This window comes from Aquimarina sp. AU119, from assembly GCF_900312735.1.
Classification (GTDB): Bacteria; Bacteroidota; Bacteroidia; order Flavobacteriales; family Flavobacteriaceae; genus Aquimarina; species Aquimarina algiphila.
In genome coordinates, this window is record NZ_OMPF01000014.1 from 540,869 (window position 1) to 560,196 (window position 19,328).

At 31.3% G+C, this 19,328-nt stretch carries 10 protein-coding genes; 8 read left to right on the top strand and 2 right to left on the bottom strand.

Annotated elements, in window-relative coordinates:
• Positions 1 to 87 precede the first annotated feature (87 nt).
• The 7 genes from DK442_RS13210 (at position 88) to DK442_RS13240 (ending at position 12,108) form a co-directional block, all read left to right on the top strand.
• The gene (locus DK442_RS13210) at positions 88 to 3,240 is read left to right on the top strand and encodes an exodeoxyribonuclease V subunit beta (RefSeq protein ID WP_109436343.1); all 3,153 of its coding nucleotides are present in this window, start codon (positions 88 to 90) and stop codon (positions 3,238 to 3,240) included.
• 285 nt (positions 3,241 to 3,525) lie between these two features.
• Positions 3,526 to 4,920: an OmpA family protein gene (locus DK442_RS13215; protein ID WP_109436344.1), complete on the top strand. Its 1,395-nt coding sequence runs from the start codon at positions 3,526 to 3,528 to the stop codon at positions 4,918 to 4,920.
• 160 nt (positions 4,921 to 5,080) lie between these two features.
• Positions 5,081 to 7,819 (top strand): PD-(D/E)XK nuclease family protein, encoded by a 2,739-nt coding sequence (locus tag DK442_RS13220; protein WP_109436345.1) that lies wholly within the window; start codon positions 5,081 to 5,083, stop codon positions 7,817 to 7,819.
• A gap of 2 nt (positions 7,820 to 7,821) precedes the next feature.
• Positions 7,822 to 8,670, top strand: a complete 849-nt coding sequence (locus DK442_RS13225) for a S9 family peptidase (protein WP_109436346.1) — start codon at positions 7,822 to 7,824, stop codon at positions 8,668 to 8,670.
• Positions 8,671 to 8,728: 58 nt separating this feature from the next.
• Positions 8,729 to 9,013: a hypothetical protein gene (locus DK442_RS13230; RefSeq protein ID WP_109436347.1), complete on the top strand. Its 285-nt coding sequence runs from the start codon at positions 8,729 to 8,731 to the stop codon at positions 9,011 to 9,013.
• 77 nt (positions 9,014 to 9,090) lie between these two features.
• Positions 9,091 to 11,490 (top strand): TonB-dependent receptor domain-containing protein, encoded by a 2,400-nt coding sequence (locus DK442_RS13235; protein ID WP_109436348.1) that lies wholly within the window; start codon positions 9,091 to 9,093, stop codon positions 11,488 to 11,490.
• Positions 11,491 to 11,508: 18 nt separating this feature from the next.
• A complete protein-coding gene (locus DK442_RS13240; protein ID WP_109436349.1) occupies positions 11,509 to 12,108 on the top strand; it encodes a type 1 periplasmic binding fold superfamily protein in 600 nt (199 codons plus the stop codon).
• A gap of 1,229 nt (positions 12,109 to 13,337) precedes the next feature.
• Here the strand turns inward: DK442_RS13240 and DK442_RS13245 are convergent.
• Positions 13,338 to 14,066, bottom strand: a complete 729-nt coding sequence (locus DK442_RS13245; protein ID WP_109436350.1) for a LytTR family DNA-binding domain-containing protein — start codon at positions 14,064 to 14,066, stop codon at positions 13,338 to 13,340.
• 199 nt (positions 14,067 to 14,265) lie between these two features.
• The gene (locus DK442_RS13250) at positions 14,266 to 17,478 is read right to left on the bottom strand and encodes a two-component regulator propeller domain-containing protein (protein WP_109436351.1); all 3,213 of its coding nucleotides are present in this window, start codon (positions 17,476 to 17,478) and stop codon (positions 14,266 to 14,268) included.
• A 566-nt stretch (positions 17,479 to 18,044) separates the two neighbouring features.
• Between DK442_RS13250 and DK442_RS13255 the strand changes: the two genes are divergently transcribed.
• Complete coding sequence (locus tag DK442_RS13255) at positions 18,045 to 19,130, top strand: hypothetical protein (protein WP_109436352.1); 1,086 nt, start codon at positions 18,045 to 18,047, stop codon at positions 19,128 to 19,130.
• Positions 19,131 to 19,328 lie beyond the last annotated feature (198 nt).

Here is a 19,328-nt window from a genome sequence, read left to right on the forward strand (position 1 = left end):
ATGAAACAGATGCTTTAGTGCCTTCTATATTTATAAGGTTCTGTGAGATAAAAATGAAGGGTTTTAGTATTTTAGTAAAAAAAAGAATTGAGCTCTACAACGTCTTTTACGGTTTATAATGCTGCTGCCGGAGCAGGTAAAACATATACTCTTGTAAAGGAGTATCTCATTACATTACTAAAAGGAGAGTTTAAAGAGAGTTACAAGAACATCTTGGCGATTACCTTCACGAATAAAGCTGTTGCAGAGATGAAAACCAGGGTTTTAGAAAACCTTGTAGCGATTAGCCAACCGAGTACGCCAGAAAAATATCAGGATCTGGTACTAGAATTAATTGCTGCAACCAAGATTGAAGAGCAACAACTAAAAAGGAAAGCCTTTAATATCTTAAGAAGTATTCTGCATAATTATGCAGCATTTGATATCGTAACCATAGATACGTTTACCCATAGGGTCATAAGAACATTTGCATACGATCTGGGGATACCAATGAATTTTGAAATAGAAATGGATACGGATTCTTTAATTGAAGAAGCTGTGGATGCTGTAGTGGCTCAAATAGGAATAAATGAAGAGCTTACTAAATTAATCATTGATTTCGCGATTAGTAAACTTGAGGAAGACAAAAGCTGGGATATTACAATTGAACTAAATAAAATTGCCAGACTTTTATTTAGCGAAAATGACCGAGATCATCTCAATAAGCTTTCAGAGAAGACAATTGATGATTTTGATAAACTTAAAAAACTCTTAGCCCAAAAAATTATAGAATGTAAAAAAAATATTATTTCTGGATCAAACGCTGTATTGCAATTAATAAAAGAGAAAGAGATAGAACATACAGATTTTACACGTAGCTCTATACCTAATCATTTTATAAAGCTTGCAGAAGGTGATACAAAAGTTGATTTTAAAGCGGTTTGGAAACAAAATATACATGAAGCCTCATTCTATAGCGCAAAATTAGACAGTTATCAAAAGGATAAAATAGATAGTATTCGACCTTTGATAGAAGAAACCTTTTTGGCCACAAAGCAAATATTGATAAAGATAAATCTTTTTCAGAATAGTATCAACAACTTAACACCTCTCTCTGTTTTAAATGCTATTAATAAAGAGTTACTAAGTATTAAAAAGGAAAGAAAGATTTTATTAATATCAGAATTTAATACAATAATAAGTAAGGCTATTCAGGATCAACCTGCACCATTTATTTATGAACGTCTGGGGGAACGATACAGGGATTATTTTATTGATGAGTTTCAGGATACATCAGAGTTACAATGGAATAATATGATTCCGCTTATTGATAATGCTGTTTCAACCGAAACCTTAACCGGAAAAAGAGGACAGGTTACAATAGTTGGAGATGCAAAGCAAGCTATTTATAGATGGAGAGGAGGAAAAGCAGAACAATTTATAGAACTGTCATCGAATAAAAACCCTTTTTCGACTCAAGAAAAAGAAGTCCTTGATTTGCCAAAAAATTATAGAAGCCATGAAGAGATAATCAAATTTAATAATAACTTATTTACTTTCTTATCTGCCGATTTTAGTAACACAAAACACCAGGAGCTTTATATACAAGGTAATAAACAACAGGTTAACGATAAAAAAAATGGATACGTAAATATATCTTTTGTTAATGCAAAAAATGTAGCTGAAGAAAATGAGATATATCCAGAACGAGTATTCGAAACTATTATTGAACTTGGAGAAAAAGGATATCAACTCAACGAGATTTGTGTTATCGTACGAAAACAAAAAGAAGGGGCAATAATTGCAGATTTTCTAACTCAAAAAGGATTGTCTATCATTTCTTCTGAAACACTATTGATAGCAAATTCTCCTCAGGTAGGATTTATTATTGATATGCTTACATGGTTTACACAGTCTGATCACCTTCCTTCAAAAATTAATGTTTTACACTTTTTGACAGAACAATTTTCAATAGAAGAAAAACATTCGTTTTTGCAAAAAATGATAGGAAGAGATAAACACTCTTTTTCTTTAGAATTAAAGTCTTTAGGGGTTGATTTTGATTTTGATATACTAGCGGCAAAACCACTTTATGATGCAACAGAATATATCATTACCAGTTTTTTTCTTAAAGATGTTACAACAGCATATTTACAATTCTTTCTTGATGTTGTATTTGCTTTTTCTCAAAAACATACAGAAGGTATAATAGGGTTCCTTTCTTATTGGAACATTAAAAAAGATAAATTAAGCATAGTGGCTCCAGAGGCAGAAAAAGCCATTCAGATTATGACCATTCATAAAGCAAAAGGTTTAGAGTTTTCTTGTGTTATTTATCCATATGCCAATATAGATATTTATAGAGAGCTGGAACCAAAGACATGGTTGCCAGTGAATAAAGAGCATTATGTCGATTTTGAAGAAGTTTTTATAAATTATAATAAAAGTATATCTGACTATGGTGACGAAGCCAAAGAAATTGTTTTAAACCGACAAGCTCAGTTAGAATTAGATGCCTTAAATCTGTTATATGTTGTATTAACAAGAGCAAAAGAACAAATGTATATTATTTCTAAACTGGAGTTAAATACTAAAGGAGAAAGTAATCCAAACACTTTTTCTGGAAAGTTGATAGCATATTTAAAAAATATAAACAGATGGGACGCTGAAAAAAAAGAGTATCCTTTTGGAAATCCTATAAGACCAAATATTCAAAACACAGATAAAAAAAGTAAGACAAAAGTGGTAAAGCTATCTCGATTAGAAGATTCATCTAGAAAGCATAAGGTTAATATCGTTACCAATTCTGGTAAATTATGGGATACTTCGCAACAAAATGCAATAGAGAAAGGTAATTTGATACATGACCTTATGGCTTCGATAGAAACATACCAAGATGTTAAGCTAGTTATTGAAGAGGCTTATAAAAAAGGAGAAATCGCTATTGACGAGAAAGAAATACTGTATAAAGAAATAAAAAACATCATTAATCATCCACAGCTTGCTACATATTATTCGATTGATAATATTGTATATAACGAAAGAGATATTATTTCTAATGGAAGATTATTTAGACCAGATCGAGTAGTAGTTGACAAGAATAATATGACGACAATACTAGATTATAAAACAGGTGCTTATCATAGTTCGCATGCAATACAATTAGAGAAATACACTTCGGTTCTTGAGGAGATAGGGCATACAATTAAGGATAAAATTTTAATTTATTTTAATGAAAATATCACTTTAAAACACATATAAATAAACCTTTATTTTCACAATTACTAAAAAAAATTTAAGGATAAAAGGTATTTTTATCTTATAATTGTATCGTAATTGTTGAGATAAAACCTATAATTTTTCTCTAACAAGGTTAAAATCGTTGTTTTTTTTGGGGCTGAAAAATTGTAAATAAAAACTACAAGACCCTCCAAAGCTTCGATATATACTGGCCTGTTAAGAAAAATTTATTAGATTTGTCTTTGACAGTTATGTTTAACATATTACATTTGCTCTAATTAACACTTAAAAATTAAATTATTGAATATGAAACATCTTAGCACATTATTAGTGGCTTCGTTACTGGTACTTGGAGTTAGTACTGCGAATGCACAAGATGAAAACAATCCTTGGGCGGTTTCTATAGGTATTAATGCCGTTGATGTATTTCCTACTGGCGGAGATCTTAATAGTCAAGGTGAAATTTTCGACGAATTTTTTAATGCTAGTGACCATTGGAATATCCTTCCATCTGTTTCTAAATTATCTGTTGGTAGATATATTGGAGACGGTTTTACGTTCACGGCTTCTGGGTCAGTTAACAAAATAAGTAATGCAGGAGAACTTCCTGATGGAACTAATGTTGACGTAGACGACCTTTCTTACTATGCTCTTGACGGTAGAATTAGCTATAGTCTTAAGAATGTACTAAAAACAGGTTGGTTCGACCCTTACTTAGGTGTAGGTGGTGGATATACTTGGCTTGATGAATTAGGTGCTGGGACACTTAATGGTTCTCTTGGTGTTAACTTTTGGTTAACTGAGAACTTAGCATTTAATGTTCAATCAACTTACAAGCACGTATTCGAAGATTACGAAACAGGGAGTTACCCTCCTACTCACTTCCAACATTCTGCTGGTCTTACTTTCGCTTTCGGAGGAAAAGATACAGACGGTGACGGAGTATACGACAAAGATGATGAGTGTCCAGATGTTCCTGGTTTAGAGGAATTCAATGGATGTCCTGATACAGATGGTGATGGAATCACTGATGCAAAGGATGACTGTCCTGATACTGCAGGTACTGCAGAATTTAACGGATGTCCTGATACAGACGGTGATGGTGTACCAGATCCTAAAGATGAGTGTCCTACTGAAGCTGGATTAGCTGAACTTAACGGATGTCCTGATGCTGACGGTGATGGAATCGCTGACGGTAAAGATGGTTGTCCAAATGAAGCTGGACCTGCTGCTAATAACGGATGCCCTTACCAAGATAAAGATGGTGACGGAGTATTAGATAAAGATGATAACTGTCCTGATGTTGCTGGTACTGTTGCAAACAACGGATGTCCAGAAGTAACTGAAGAAGTACAGAAAACTCTTAACGAATATGCTAAGACCATCTTATTTGATTCTGGTAAATCTAGTATCAAAGAAGAATCTAACAAAGCTCTTGGTGATATTATCGCTATTTTAAAAGAGTATCCTAATGCTAAGTTTGCGGTAGAGGGACATACTGATAGTCAGGGTGCAGCTACTGCTAATCAGAGATTATCTGACTCTAGAGCTAACGCAGTTAAGGTATACTTAACAGAGAATGGTATCGATCAGTTTAGATTATCTGCTGTTGGTTATGGAGAAGACAGACCAATCGCTTCTAACAAAACTAGAGCTGGTAGAGCACAAAACAGACGTGTAGAGATTAACTTAGTAAAATAAGAAAACCTCTTAATACATAATAAAAACGTCCCGAAATTTTCGGGACGTTTTTTATTTTTATACCATGTAAACAAACCATTCAAAATTTCTTTTCTTTAATTAAGAATAATGAGTAAATTATAAAATCGTTTACTTATTCGTTGGTATAAAATTTAAATCTTTGAAAAGTTTCCTAAAAGAAGTATTACTAGAATTACAAGAAGCAAAAGAAAATATAAGCAACCTGATTTTTCTTGTGCCTAGCAAAAGAGCTGGACTTTTTCTAAAGAAAGAACTTTTAGAAATGTATAAGGATCAGACCTTCTTTGCTCCTATAATACTTAGTATAGAAGAATTTATTACTCAACTATCCGGGTTACAACAAATAGATAATGTCGAGACATTATTTGAATTTTATGAAACGTATCTAAATACGCATTCGCATTTAGAAAAAGAAAATTTTGAAACCTTTAGTAACTGGGCACAAACTTTGGTTTATGATTTTAATGAAATCGATAGATATTGTATTGATCACCAGAGTTTTTTTTCATATTTATCTGGGATACAGGATCTAAATCATTGGTACTTACAAAAGGAAAAGACAGACCTTGTCAAAAACTATATTAGGTTTTGGGAAAGTCTAATAGATTACTATAATAATTTTAAAAATAAACTACTAAAAAAGAAAGTAGGATATCAAGGGTTATTATATAGGAAAGCATCAGAAGATATCCATGAATATGTCAAAAAAGAAAAAAGAAAACATATTTTAGTTGGCTTTAATGCGCTTAATAACGCAGAACAAGTTATTTTTCAATCTCTTTTAGAAGCAGGTGTGGCAAAAGTGTTTTGGGATGCTGATCAGTTTTTTATGGAGAACACTTATCACGAGGCATCCTTATTCTTAAGGAGTTATAAGAATAAATGGGAGTATTATAAAACAGAACCATTTAAGTGGGTTAGAAATTACTTTTCAGCACAAAAAGACATTACCACGATTGGAGTGCCTAAAAACATAGGTCAGGCAAAATCTATTGGTCAGATACTCTCCTCTATTCCTAAATCTGATATGGAGAATACCGCATTAGTACTTGCTGATGAAGGATTACTACAACCCATACTTAACTCTTTGCCGAGTACTGTTGAATCTCTTAACATTACAATGGGGTTACCCTTAAAGGAGGTGCCACTATCCGCGTTTTTCGAATTGTTATTCCACCTTCATAAGAATCCTAATACCAAAGGAATATATTATAAATCGATATTAGCAATTTTAAATAGTCTTCCGGCCCACCGCTTACTTGGATTGGATGTTTCATCACGTTTGATTCAAGTCATATCTCAGGAAAATATAGTGTATATAACACTAATTAAGCTACAGGAGCAAGTTTCTGATCATGAGAAAGAAGTGTTGAGGTTATTATTTGAACCATGGGCTGATGTAGGTGTAGCCTTAGGATACTGTAAAAAGATAATACAGCTTCTTAAAAATAGCCTGGATAAAGAAAAAGATGAACTCGAATTAGAATATGTGTATCATTTTCATTTGGTGTTTAATAAGATTGCTTCCCTGTTTAGTAGTTACAATTATTTAGATTCTATAGGGTCTTTATATACAATATATAAAGATGTTTTGATGACAGAAACATTAGATTTCCTAGGAGAACCATTTAGTGGATTACAACTCATGGGAATGTTAGAATCACGATGTCTTGATTTTGAAACCGTGATTATTTCATCTGTGAATGAGGGGGTTTTACCTGCAGGAAAGAGTGCAAACTCTTTTATCCCGTATGATTTAAAAAGGGCATATAATCTTCCAACCTATAAAGAAAAAGATGCGATTTATACATATCACTTTTACAGACTTATTCAAAGAGCTAAAAAAGTATATCTAGTTTATAATACCGAAGATGAAGGAGTGGGTGGTGGAGAAAAAAGTAGATTTTTACTTCAACTGGATATCGATAAAAGACCAAAACATAATCTTATACGGTATACCATTTCATCAGAAGTACCAAAGCTAATCAAGCAACCACTAGAAATAAGGAAGAATCAAGCTATTTTACAAAAATTAAAAGACCTTGGAGCACATGGATTATCACCTTCTGCATTAACAACGTATATACGAAATCCAATGGATTTTTATTATAAATATATTCTAGGGGTTAAAGAGACAGAAGAAGTTGAAGAAACTATTGCAGCTAATACGCTAGGTACTGTTATTCATAATACCCTTGAGAATTTTTATAAACCTTTGGAGAATACTTTTCTTACCAAAGTGGAGATAGAAAAAATGAGAAGCCAGATTGATAAAGAGCTTCAGAGTCAGTTTAGGAAAGAATATGCAAAACTAAATATAACACAAGGTAAAAATCTTTTGATTTTTGAAGTTGCAAAACGATACATCTATAATTTTTTAAAATCAGAAGAAAAGTTATTGAGTAATGGTGTTCAGGTAAAAATCATATCCATAGAAAGCAATCTAAAAACTCAAGTACAAATTCCGGAATTAGATTTTCCTATTTATATTAAAGGAAAAGTAGATCGTATTGATGAATTGGATGGGCAATTAAGAGTAGTTGATTATAAAACAGGTAAAGTAACCCGAAATGATGTTGTCATTATGGATTGGGATACTATTACAGAAGACTATAAATATAGTAAAGTGATACAGGTTTTGGCATATGCATATATGCAGCATAATGAGAACCCCGTTACTGAAGCTTTTCAAGCAGGTATAATTTCATTTAAAAACCTCCAAGAAGGATTTATCAAGTTTGGAACAAAAGAAGGTGTAAGAGGTAAGGCAAATCATGAGATTTCTAATGCTGTATTTGATGAGTATTTATTACAATTAAAAAAGTTGATTTTGGGAATTTTTAATATTGAGATACCATTCACTGAAAAAGAAGTGTAGTTATGATTTCTATAGATAAAAATATAAATATAGTGGGGAGGCATCAAAAACCAATTTTAATTGACGTGTTTTATAATGAGACGAGAACACCAAAACCAGTTATTGTTTTTTGTCATGGATATAAAGGTTTTAAAGATTGGGGTGCCTGGGATTTGGTTGCAAGAATGTTTGCTAACGCAGGTTTTTTCTTTATAAAATTTAATTTTTCACATAATGGAGGAACGGCAGAGCAGCCTATAGATTTTCCAGATTTAGAAGCTTTTGGGCAAAATAACTTTATTAAAGAACTAGATGATTTAGAAACGGTTATAAACTGGATTACTGCTCCAGGTTTTAATTTTAAAAAAGAAGTTAAATCAAAGGATATTATTTTGATTGGACATTCCCGTGGTGGTGGGATCGCAACAATAAAAGCAGCTGAAGACTCAAGAGTTTCAAAATTAATTACCTGGGCAAGTGTTTCAGACTACGAAAGTCGTTTTCCAAAAGGTGAAGCTCTTGAAGAATGGCAAAGTAATGGAGTTATGTATGTTCAAAATGGAAGAACTAAACAACAAATGCCGCACTATTTCCAGTTTTATACAACTTTTATAACACATAAAGAACGACTTACTATTACTAATGCTGCTCAGCAAATCCAGATTCCATATTTAATTATTCATGGTACGGCAGATCCAACAGTCAGTGTGCAGGAAGGTAAAGATATTCATAGCTGCAATGCTAATAGTGAGTTGTTTCTAATAGAAGGTGCAGATCATGTTTTTGGAGCAAAACATCCATGGGAGAGGAATGATTTACCAAAAAACCTTAAGATAATTGCCAAAAAATCAATAGATTTTGCAAATTTTTAACATAGCAAGATTATTAAAATATAACATTTGTTCTTTTTTTTTCTTTTATTTGCAACTTATGAAGTCAAATAGACATATCGTAGCTTCGATATTTCTGATATTATTCAGTTTTATTCAATTAGCAGACCTTCATGTTTTAGGTCATGATGCTAATGATATTGATTGTAATGTATGTCAAATGGTTTCAGAGAATCCAAATGATGGATATATTAGCACAGAGATTATAGAAATCCCTTCTGTAATTACAATTCCTGCAAATGTTGTTCGTATTAAATATGTACAACAATATTTTGATTATTCATCTAAATATTCATTCCTTAATAAGGCACCACCTGCTGCCTAATAACTATTTATTTTAATTGACCTCTTTACTAGTACTCATTTATAATAGTTACTAGTTTATTCTTATTACACATATAAATGAAAAGACTCACACTTATTCTTGTGTTTTTTTCAGGAGTTACCATTTTATCAGCACAAGAATGCGATAAAACACTTACCGGAAAGGTAATTGATTTTCATGATGGAGTACCTCTAAAAGAAGCAACGATAACATTTAATAATAAAACAATTGTGACAGATAACAATGGTACATATACGATCAATGATTTGTGCGCGGTATCTTATGCATTTACTGTATCACATGTGGATTGTAATTCTCAAGTATTTACCATTGATATGTCCAAGGTTACAACAAAAGATTTTTATTTAGAACATCATCTTAATGAGCTTCAAGAGGTAAAGGTATCTGGAGAAAATCATACCAAAACGTTGTCTTCTCAGGAAGAAACAATTGATAAAAATATAATAGAAAAATACAGCAACGCTTCTCTGGGTGATGCGTTAAAAGAAATAACAGGTGTATCTTCATTAAACACAGGGTCTACTATTGTGAAACCAATTATACAAGGCCTTAGTGGAAGCAGAATACTCATCATGAATAATGGAGTAAGAATGCAGGATATGGAGTGGGGAGATGAACACGCTCCTAATGTAGATATAAATGTCGCCAACAGCATTACTGTCGTCAAAGGTGCTTCTGCCTTAAAATATGGAGGAGATGCAATCGGTGGAGTAATCATTATGGAAACTAATAGAGCTCCGGCTAAAGATACTTTATTTGGAAAAACAGTGCTTTCAGGGAGTACAAACGGAAGAGGAGGTTTTTTAACTTCAAAATTGACAAAAGCATATGAAAGTGGAATGTTTTTAAAAGTGCATGGAACCTTAAAAAGATATGGAGACGTTGAAGCTCCAGATTATGTTCTTTCTAACACAGGGATTTTTGAAAAAGGGTTTTCGGCATCATTTGGAGTAAATAAATTCACCTATGGATGGGATGTTTTTTATTCTTTTTATGATAATGAGATAGGTGTTTTAGAAGCATCTCATATAGGTAACGTAGATGATCTTTTTAATGCAATAAATAGTGGTGAACCCGATATTATTCGTGATTTTACTTATGATATAGAGAACCCAAGGCAAGAGGTAACACATCATCTGGGACGTGTAAAGTACTTTAAAAGATTTGAACAATTGGGTAAATGGACTACACAGTATGATTTCCAACTCAACAATAGATTAGAATTTGATATTAGGAGAACGCAAGAACTTGATAAAATCCCAAGTATAGATTTAGAATTAACCACGCATTCTATAACTTCAGATTTTGAGTTTGATTCTAGTGAAAAATATAAATTTACTACAGGAGCATTGTTTAGATATCAGGAGAATTTTGCAGATCCACTTACGGGAGTAAGGCGTCTTATTCCTGATTATGAGAAATATGATGTTGGAGCATTTTTTACTGTAGAATATGATCTAAAAGAAAACTTAATTTTAGATGCTGGAATTCGATATGATTTTAATCACATAGATGCACAAAAATTTTATTTGAACTCGCGATGGGAACTAAGAGGGTACGAAGAAGATTTTTCGGATATTGTTGTAGATAGAAATGTGATAGGATCGCAGTTATTAACAAATCCGGTTTTTGATTATCATAGTATTTCAGGTACAGCAGGTATGCAATACATATTTAAGGATGATTATGAGTTTCGTTTTAATTATGCCTTATCCCAACGAGCTCCTAATCCGTCAGAATTGTTTAGTGATGGCTTGCATCATTCTGCGGCAAGGATCGAATTAGGAGATCTTAGAATTGATCAGGAGACTTCTCATAAAATATCTTTATCTCTTAAAAATAATAATCAAAAATGGGGATGGGAATTGGCTCCATATGCTAATTTTATTCAAGATTATATCCTTTTAGAGCCAGTAGGTACAGAGTTAACTATTAGAGGTGCTTTTCCTGTATGGCAGTATAGACAAACCGATGCTAGATTATTAGGTGTCGATGCCAAAGTATATGCAAATTGGCACACAAACTGGAAAACTGATCATATGTTTTCTTTAGTAAAAGGAAAGGAAACAGAGGATAAACAAGCTTTAATAAATATGCCTGCTCCTAATTTTAATAATAAAATCACATTTACTAAAGCAGAGTGGTTTGATTTTACAGCTTCTTTAGAAAGTCAATACCATTTTAGACAAAATGAATTTCCTCCAAATATAATGGTATTTTCTCCTAGTAGAGGACAAGATATTTTACTTGAAATAAATACGCCTCCTTCTGCATATCATCTCCTTAATTTTGATACAGGGATGAAGTTTAAGATGGGTGATGAAAGTTTTTTAAACCTTGGATTTACAATTAACAATTTAGCAAATACAACATATAGAAATTATCTAAATCGTCAACGATATTTTGCAGATGATTTGGGTAGAAACTTTTTATTGCGAATATCAATTAACTATTAAATATTAAATTTTAAAATGATGAACTTAAGTAAATTTTTAACCGTGTTTTCTGTAGCAGGATTGATACTAACATCTTGCTCGAGTGATGATGATGCTCCTGCACCAGTAAGTGAAGAAGAAGTTATTACTACGATGGAAGTAACACTTACTGACGGGACAGATACTGTTACCCTTCGTTTTTTTGATGCTGATGGAGCAGATGGTCCAACTGCACCTACGGGAACAGCAAGTGGACCATTAAAAGCTAGCACCACATATACTGGATCCATTAGTATTCTTAACGAAACCGAAGACCCTGCTGAAAATGTTAATGAAGAGATCGAAGAGGAAGCAGATGAACACCAGTTTTTTTATGTAACCGATGATTTGGGCATCTCTACGGCCTATACCGATAAAGAATCTGATTATGAGAATGCAAGCGGAGTACAATTTACCTCTGAAAATCCTGTGGGATTAACATTTTCATTAACAACAACAGCTACTACAGGTGATGGTATGCTAAGGTTTGTTTTAAGACATGAACCTACTAAAGATGCTGCAGGAGTATCTGGTGGAGACATAACTAACGCAGGAGGAGACCCAGATATTGACTGGACATTTGATATATCTGTGGAATAAATTTTAAAAACCTCCCGGAACCAACACGGGAGATTTTTAGACTACAGACCATTGGAGTAATAAACTTTGCTTTTTTTGAAGATTACAAAATTGATTTTTAAATCTATTAATTTATAAAATGAACTCTTATGACCTTACCAAAAATTCCAAATTTCTGAAGAATCTTCAGGAGCTCGTACAGAAGCAACAAGAACGCAAACGTACACTCTAGAAAATGATAGACTTGGAGCAATTATCGCCGATTTTGCAGATGATTGTGTTAAGAAAAGTTCATCTAACAATTATTCTGTAGGTACTTGATATAATACTGGTTGGTTTGAAATTGACCTCGCTCCTTTGAGAGTACAATAATTTAAAATAAAAACATTAAGATAAAAATTGAGACTGTCATAATTTGTATAAGTTGAGTTTGTAGTTTTACATGCAATTAGTTATGTTTCAATTTAAAACCCTTTGGAGTAGTTACCAAAGGGTTTTTGTTTATGGTTGTTTTTGAACTACATATTACAATGTTTTAGAGTGTAATCATAAATTAGATAATTAATACAAGCTGTTAAATATGTCTTAATTATGCAACTTTTCTATCTATTGAGTGTCTTATCTATGGGATACATGAATATTCTTTTTATAAAATAGGTTTTTTATATAAGGGATCAGAATTTGAAATTACATTTTACCATTGATTTTTGTGAAAACTTTAATGATTTTTTAATAGGGTAATGTATAGGCATAATCGTTTTAATTTTAGCATCACTTTATTAAAAAGTGGTACAAAATTTGATGAATTAAAATGGTTCTAAAGCTCATGAGAAAGAATGTTGAAGAAAAGACGTTAAGAATATGCTAACCAAAAAATCAAAAATATAGTAGAAGTACTATGAAAATTGATTTTCAGTGAGTTAATAGCAATGATTTTATGAAGGTATTATGTCATCGTTAAATGTTAATTACTATCAAAAAAACATCAAGATATTTGAAAGATACAGCTTATATTCGGGGCATAGAACCAAATGTAATAAACAGTAAAATTGAAACTATCATAATTAGTATAAGTTGAGTTTGTGTTAAATACAATTAAGTTTCAATTCAGATCCCTGGGAGTAGTTACCCGGGGATCGTTTTTTATATACACTATTTTACAATAGCTAGATAAACTAAGGTAGTTTTAAGTCTAATAGCGGTTTAAAGAGAAGATCGAAAAATATGATTTTATATAGATAAATGGGGATCTATGTAGTCAAAGCTTGCATAAGTTTTGTTTTGTTTCTTCTACTGATAGGAATAGTATATTGACCAACATGTATTGTCCCTTTTTTTAAATCAAAACTTTCAATCTTTTTTATATTCACTAGACATGATCTATTGACTTTGATAAATTCTGAAGAGTTGACTTTATCAACCAGTTCCTTTAAAGGAAGTTTTACCCGTATTTCTTTTTTTGCAATCATTATGAAGCAGTATTTTCCTTCTACATTGATCAAAGAAATATCAGAAATATTAATTTTTTGTAATGTTTTATCGGTTTTTAAAATAATGAAGTCTTGATGTATTTGAGAGTCTGAGTGACTCAAGACTTTATAATTGACTTGTTCTTTTTTATGTTGACAAGCTAAAGAAAAGGTTCTTTTGAAATTTTCTTTATCTAAAGGTTTGGTTATATAAGAATATGGTAATGTTTCTTTTGCCTTGTTAAATGTAGCTTCATCAATTGATGAAGTTAGATAAATTACTAGAATAGGAAGATCAGCTTTACGAATATACTCCGCTATTTCTATTCCACTCCACTTTCCTTTTAAATTGATATCTAATAGTATCAAATCTGGCTTAACAGCCTTTATTAGGCGAAAAGCCTCTTCAGAATTTCCAGTACTGTTGAATGAAGTAATTTTCATTTCAGTTAGTAGAATTTCTAATGCATTTGTATAAATGACATCGTCTTCAACAATAAGTACTCTCACAACACTAATTTATTATTTCAATAATTAAGATTTACTTTCAAAACGTAATACTGTTTTTTTTTGTATTTATAAGATATATGACGTTTATGAAACCATATTCAAATATCATTCCTAAATAATGAAAAACCTGATAATCTGTCTAAAAACACAAAATTTATTAGTGATTTTTAATAGAGGAAATTACTAAATCTCTGGAAAATTAATTATTAGCATAAGGAAAAATTATATGAAACTGCGATCCTTTATCCATAATGCTTTCTACTTCTAACTTTAAATCATTTAATTTTGCAAATTCTTTACAAAGTATTAATCCCAAACCATTACCTTCTTCCCCCCTTACTCCATAATAACTTTTTTTAGATCCAATATCAAAAAGCTTTTCTATAGTCTCCCGATTCATCCCAATTCCATTATCTTGAACTGTAAATCTAATTGTTTTATCATTGTTATATGTAGCTTTTAGTTGGATCAACCCTTTTTCCTTTGTATACTTTATAGCATTACTCAATAAATTTCTAACCATAGAAGTGATTGTATTATAATCAGCGTGTATGTCAATATTTTCATCTATTAAAACAAGGACGTTAATACCATTTCTTTGTATACTTTCTATATATTGATCGAGACATTCGTTTACCAGATGATATAAATTGATTTTTTCTGGATAAATGGTGATCATATTTTGTTGTACCATTGCCCATTTCAAGAGGTTGTCTAATAAGTTGTTTAATTTAACAGAAGAACCTTTAATTTTATGCGATAGCTCTTCAATTTTATCTAACTCATTATTTTTAACAAAGTGATCTATTAAATAAGGTACTTCTTGAAAGGAAATAAGCGGACCTCTTAAATCATGTGCTATAATAGCAAAAAAACGATCTTTTGTATTATTAAGTACCTTAAGTTCTTCGGTTCTTTTGTCAACTTCTAGCTCTAGTTGTCTTTTTTGTTGTTGAACATACCTTATACGAAATGAATATATTACATATAAGAAAGCAACGAATAATAAGAGTAGTGTTATTAGAAACCATGGAGTCGACCAAAATGGAGGCTTTACAAGAATAGCAAGTGCCATTCCCTCTTCATTCCATACCCCATGATTATTAGAGGCTTTGATACGAAGGGTGTAATTTTTAGCAGATAGGTTAGTGAGCGTGATTGTGTTTTTAGTGCCTAGATTAATCCAATCTTCATGTAGCCCCTCTAGCTTATAGGCATACTGATTAAGGTGATGGTTGTAATAGCTCAAGGCAGAAAAGTCAAAGGAAATTACGGTATCTTCATATGACAATTCTAACATTCCATCGGATGAAAATACTTGGTGTAAGGGGATTTCTTTATTAAATTTTTTGAACCTGGTTAAGGCTACCTGAGGTATAAAGGTATTTTTTTTTATTTCCTCTGGTTGAAAAGCATTTACTCCATTTGTACCTCCAAAAAACATTTTCCCTTCTTTGTTTTTAAAATAAGCATTGGCATTAAATTCATTGCCTTGTAAGCCATTACTCTTATCATAATTAACAAAGGTTTCCTGTGTTGGATTGAACATAGATAGTCCTTTATTAGTGCTTATCCATAAATTTCCTCGCTTATCTTCTAATATTCCATATACTACATTATTAGGTAAACCATCCTTAACAGTATAATGTTTAAATGATTCTTTATCTCGATCAAAAAGATTTAGACCACCCCCATTTGTTGCGATCCAAAAGTTTCCTTTTTTATCCTCATAAAACGAATAGATAAAATATGAATTGATTCTATTTTTCTTATCAGATCGTTCTTTATATCGTATAAATTTTTCTGTACGTTTGTCGAACTTAGCAAACCCATGGCCCTCGGTTCCTACCCAAAAAACACCTTTTCGGTCCTTGTATATTGTATTTATTTTGTTAGAGGGAATACTATAAGGATTTTGTGCATCTGTTCTAAAAACTTTAGAAGATTTATGAGTTATGTCCACAATGTATAAACCATTAGACGTCCCAATCCATAATTTGTTTTTGTTTTCCGGAACGATATCAAAAATAAAATTGCTATTACCATATAGATATTTAGGGTATCTGGTAAATTTTTTTTGATGTTTGTCTAATAAGAATAAACCTTTACCATGTATACTTATCCATAATATGTCTTTTGATATGTTTGGATCATTATAGATTTCATAGACATCCATACCAACCATTTTAGAATAAGTTGTAAAATCATCAGCGTAATGTTGTAATTTACCACTCTTGACATCAATAAGATCAAGTCCTCCGTACCCACCTATCCAGATGTTTTTATCCGTATCCTCATAGATTGAACGAATACTAGAAAAATCTAAGCTATTTTGATTATTTTCATCTCTTTTATAGGTTTCAATGTTATTAAGAGTCGGAGCTAGCATGAATACTCCATACCCCATTGTTCCTAGCCAAATAATTCCTGATTGATCTATCCAAATGGCTTTAATTGAATTTTGAGTTCCTTTTATCGGATAAAAGCTAAACGTGCCATTTTTGGGGTCAAAAACTTCTAATCCGTAATTAGTAGATTGCCATATGGCACCATTATTATCCTGTATCATAATCCCACTATGATATAAGTAATCGTTCCTTTTATATTTTTTGTGTGTTGACCAATTTGGTTTATAAAAAACACAAGTTTCTTTAGTCGTAAGATTTATTTGCTCCAAGGATCTGTTATCATGTCTACTTCTATATAATAATAGTTCACCATAAATATTTTCCTGAATCATTTGATGACTATATCCAATATTGTTAATAACAGTATCATAAGAGGTTACAAATTGTTGTTTTTGGATATCAAAAATATAAATACTAGTATCCTCATTTTTAAGAGCTTCGATGTATAAACGATTTTCAGATTTATTACTTTTTATATGAGATATAACTTTATCATGACTAATCGTATATCGTTCGGTTTTATTTTTATTAGGATTGAACCTAAGTATATCTCCTTTTGATGTTCCCATCCAGACAATTCCTTTTGTATTGATATGGATAGTTTTTATTGTATGTTGTGCGTTTAGATTTTTATTTTCAAAAAATTGAAAGCATTCTGTAAATGGGTCAAAACTATATAACCCATTTAAAGTTCCTATCCATAGTGTACCTCTAGTATCTTCAGAAATAGCAGTAATAAAATTATTTTGTATACTACAGGGGTCATCATAGTAATAATTATAGATTTTAAATTCGTATCCATCATATCGATTAAGCCCATCTTTGGTTCCAAACCACATAAATCCCTTTTTATCTTGGATGATGCTGGATATATAGCCTTGAGAAAGCCCATCGTTAGCAGTTAAATGTAGGAAAAGAGAGGGCTCTTGTAGTGCATATCCGTAATTAATTATACTGCTAAGAAGTGCACTAACTAATAAATGATAAAGTTTATTCTTTTGCATTCTCTATAAATAAGTGATTTCTGCATGAGGGTGCAAGAATATTTCAATTTTGAAATAATCAAAAGCATAAACTCTAAAAATTATCTTAAAAATTTGCTTGGATTCAGTAATACCAATAAAACGACCACTAATACCAGATGTAGCCAAAAAAAGGGAAAACAAATTTATTAAATAGTATTCGTATGATTCCCTTTGCTTTATGAGATTTTACAAGCCTGGTTTTGTAGTTGAAAGCATTCTTGAAAACCACTTATTCCTATTACAAAACCAATGAACACCTACTTTTTGATACTATTAAAACACGTATCATCTTTGCCGAATAATAAATCTAAAAATTTATAAAAACGACAAAAAATGATTAATCAACTTTATTTATTATTTCTGAGCAAAATAGCTTCAAAATACTTAATTATATGCTTGAGTCATAATGATTCACCTGAGATCTAGTTTTAGAAATAATTATAAAAAGACAACTTAAACTTAGAAGAATGAAAATTTCACATTTGATATTGGTGTTAATCGTTTTAACCTCTTGTAGGCAATTTGAAAATACCAAGACACGAGAAATGAAAATAGAATCAAAAAACACTGAACTTGCAAAGCTTCAATTAAAAGATACAACCATTAATTTCTTATGGAGAGATATGAAGTACGATTCTGTATTAAATAGCTCCATCAACTCGATTTTCATAAATAAAGACTATTTGAATTCAATAACTGAACCTGAAAAAGCATCAATTGGTTATGTTGCGACATTTATCGGGAACGAGTGTTGGTGGGATGATAAAGCAAATCATGATAGGAGTAATTTAGACTGTAAAATAATTACTGCTTTAGGACTAGGATACCAATGCTCTGATAAACACCTCGGATTTTTAAGAAAATGGTTTTCGACTGACAAACAAGTATTATCTGATTTAGAAAAATCGAATTGCCCTACAACACCTTATACAGCAACAATTCAAAATAGTTTTGATGAAATTAAATTAACTATCAAAAAAGATTCGATACTTGTTTTTTATAAAGTAAGTGGAGTAAATATGAGAAAACAAGAAAGCTGGGAATGGACAGAAACAGATTACTTTATACTAAAAAATAACAACCTTAAACTAATAAAGAAGGACAAATCTGAAGTAAGAGATAAGAAAAAACTCGCATTGAAAGAAAACAAATCATCTCACATTACAAACACTCAAGATCAGGAAAAGCCCAAAACAGAACAAGAAATAATTTCTGATATCAGAGAAAAGTTTGGTGCCATCAATTATAATATAAATTCCTATAAAAAAGTTAAAAAAGACTTGTCTGGAGAAAGTACAGAAGGTGGCGAACTTGAAGGATATTTTAAAAACGTTGAATTGAAAAAAATAATTACAAGTTACTACGGCGAAATGGGTAAACTAATAGAAGAGTATTACTTGTGGAACGATCAACTATTTTTTGTCTTTACACAGGCATATTCTTATAATATGCCAATGTATATGGAAGATTCAAAGGTGATTAAAATAAACGAAAACCGATATTATTTTTATAATGATAAGCTCATAAGGTGGCTTGATTCACAAAAAGAAAAAGTTATTAAATCAAATTTCGCTAAAAAGGAGATTGAAATATTACAGAAAACTAAAAAGTTGAAAGAAAAACTAAAATAAAAGCATAGGACTTAACAACCGTAAGCTAATACCAATAAAACGACCACTAATACCTGATAAAACAAAAAAAAAGAAATTGAGTCTTTGAAACGATATCTGTTTGATTTTCCTTGTTTTATGAAATTTGACCTGGTTGTCTAATCACTCGAAAACACTCCTGTAAACCACTTATTCCTATTACAAAACCGATCGAATCTT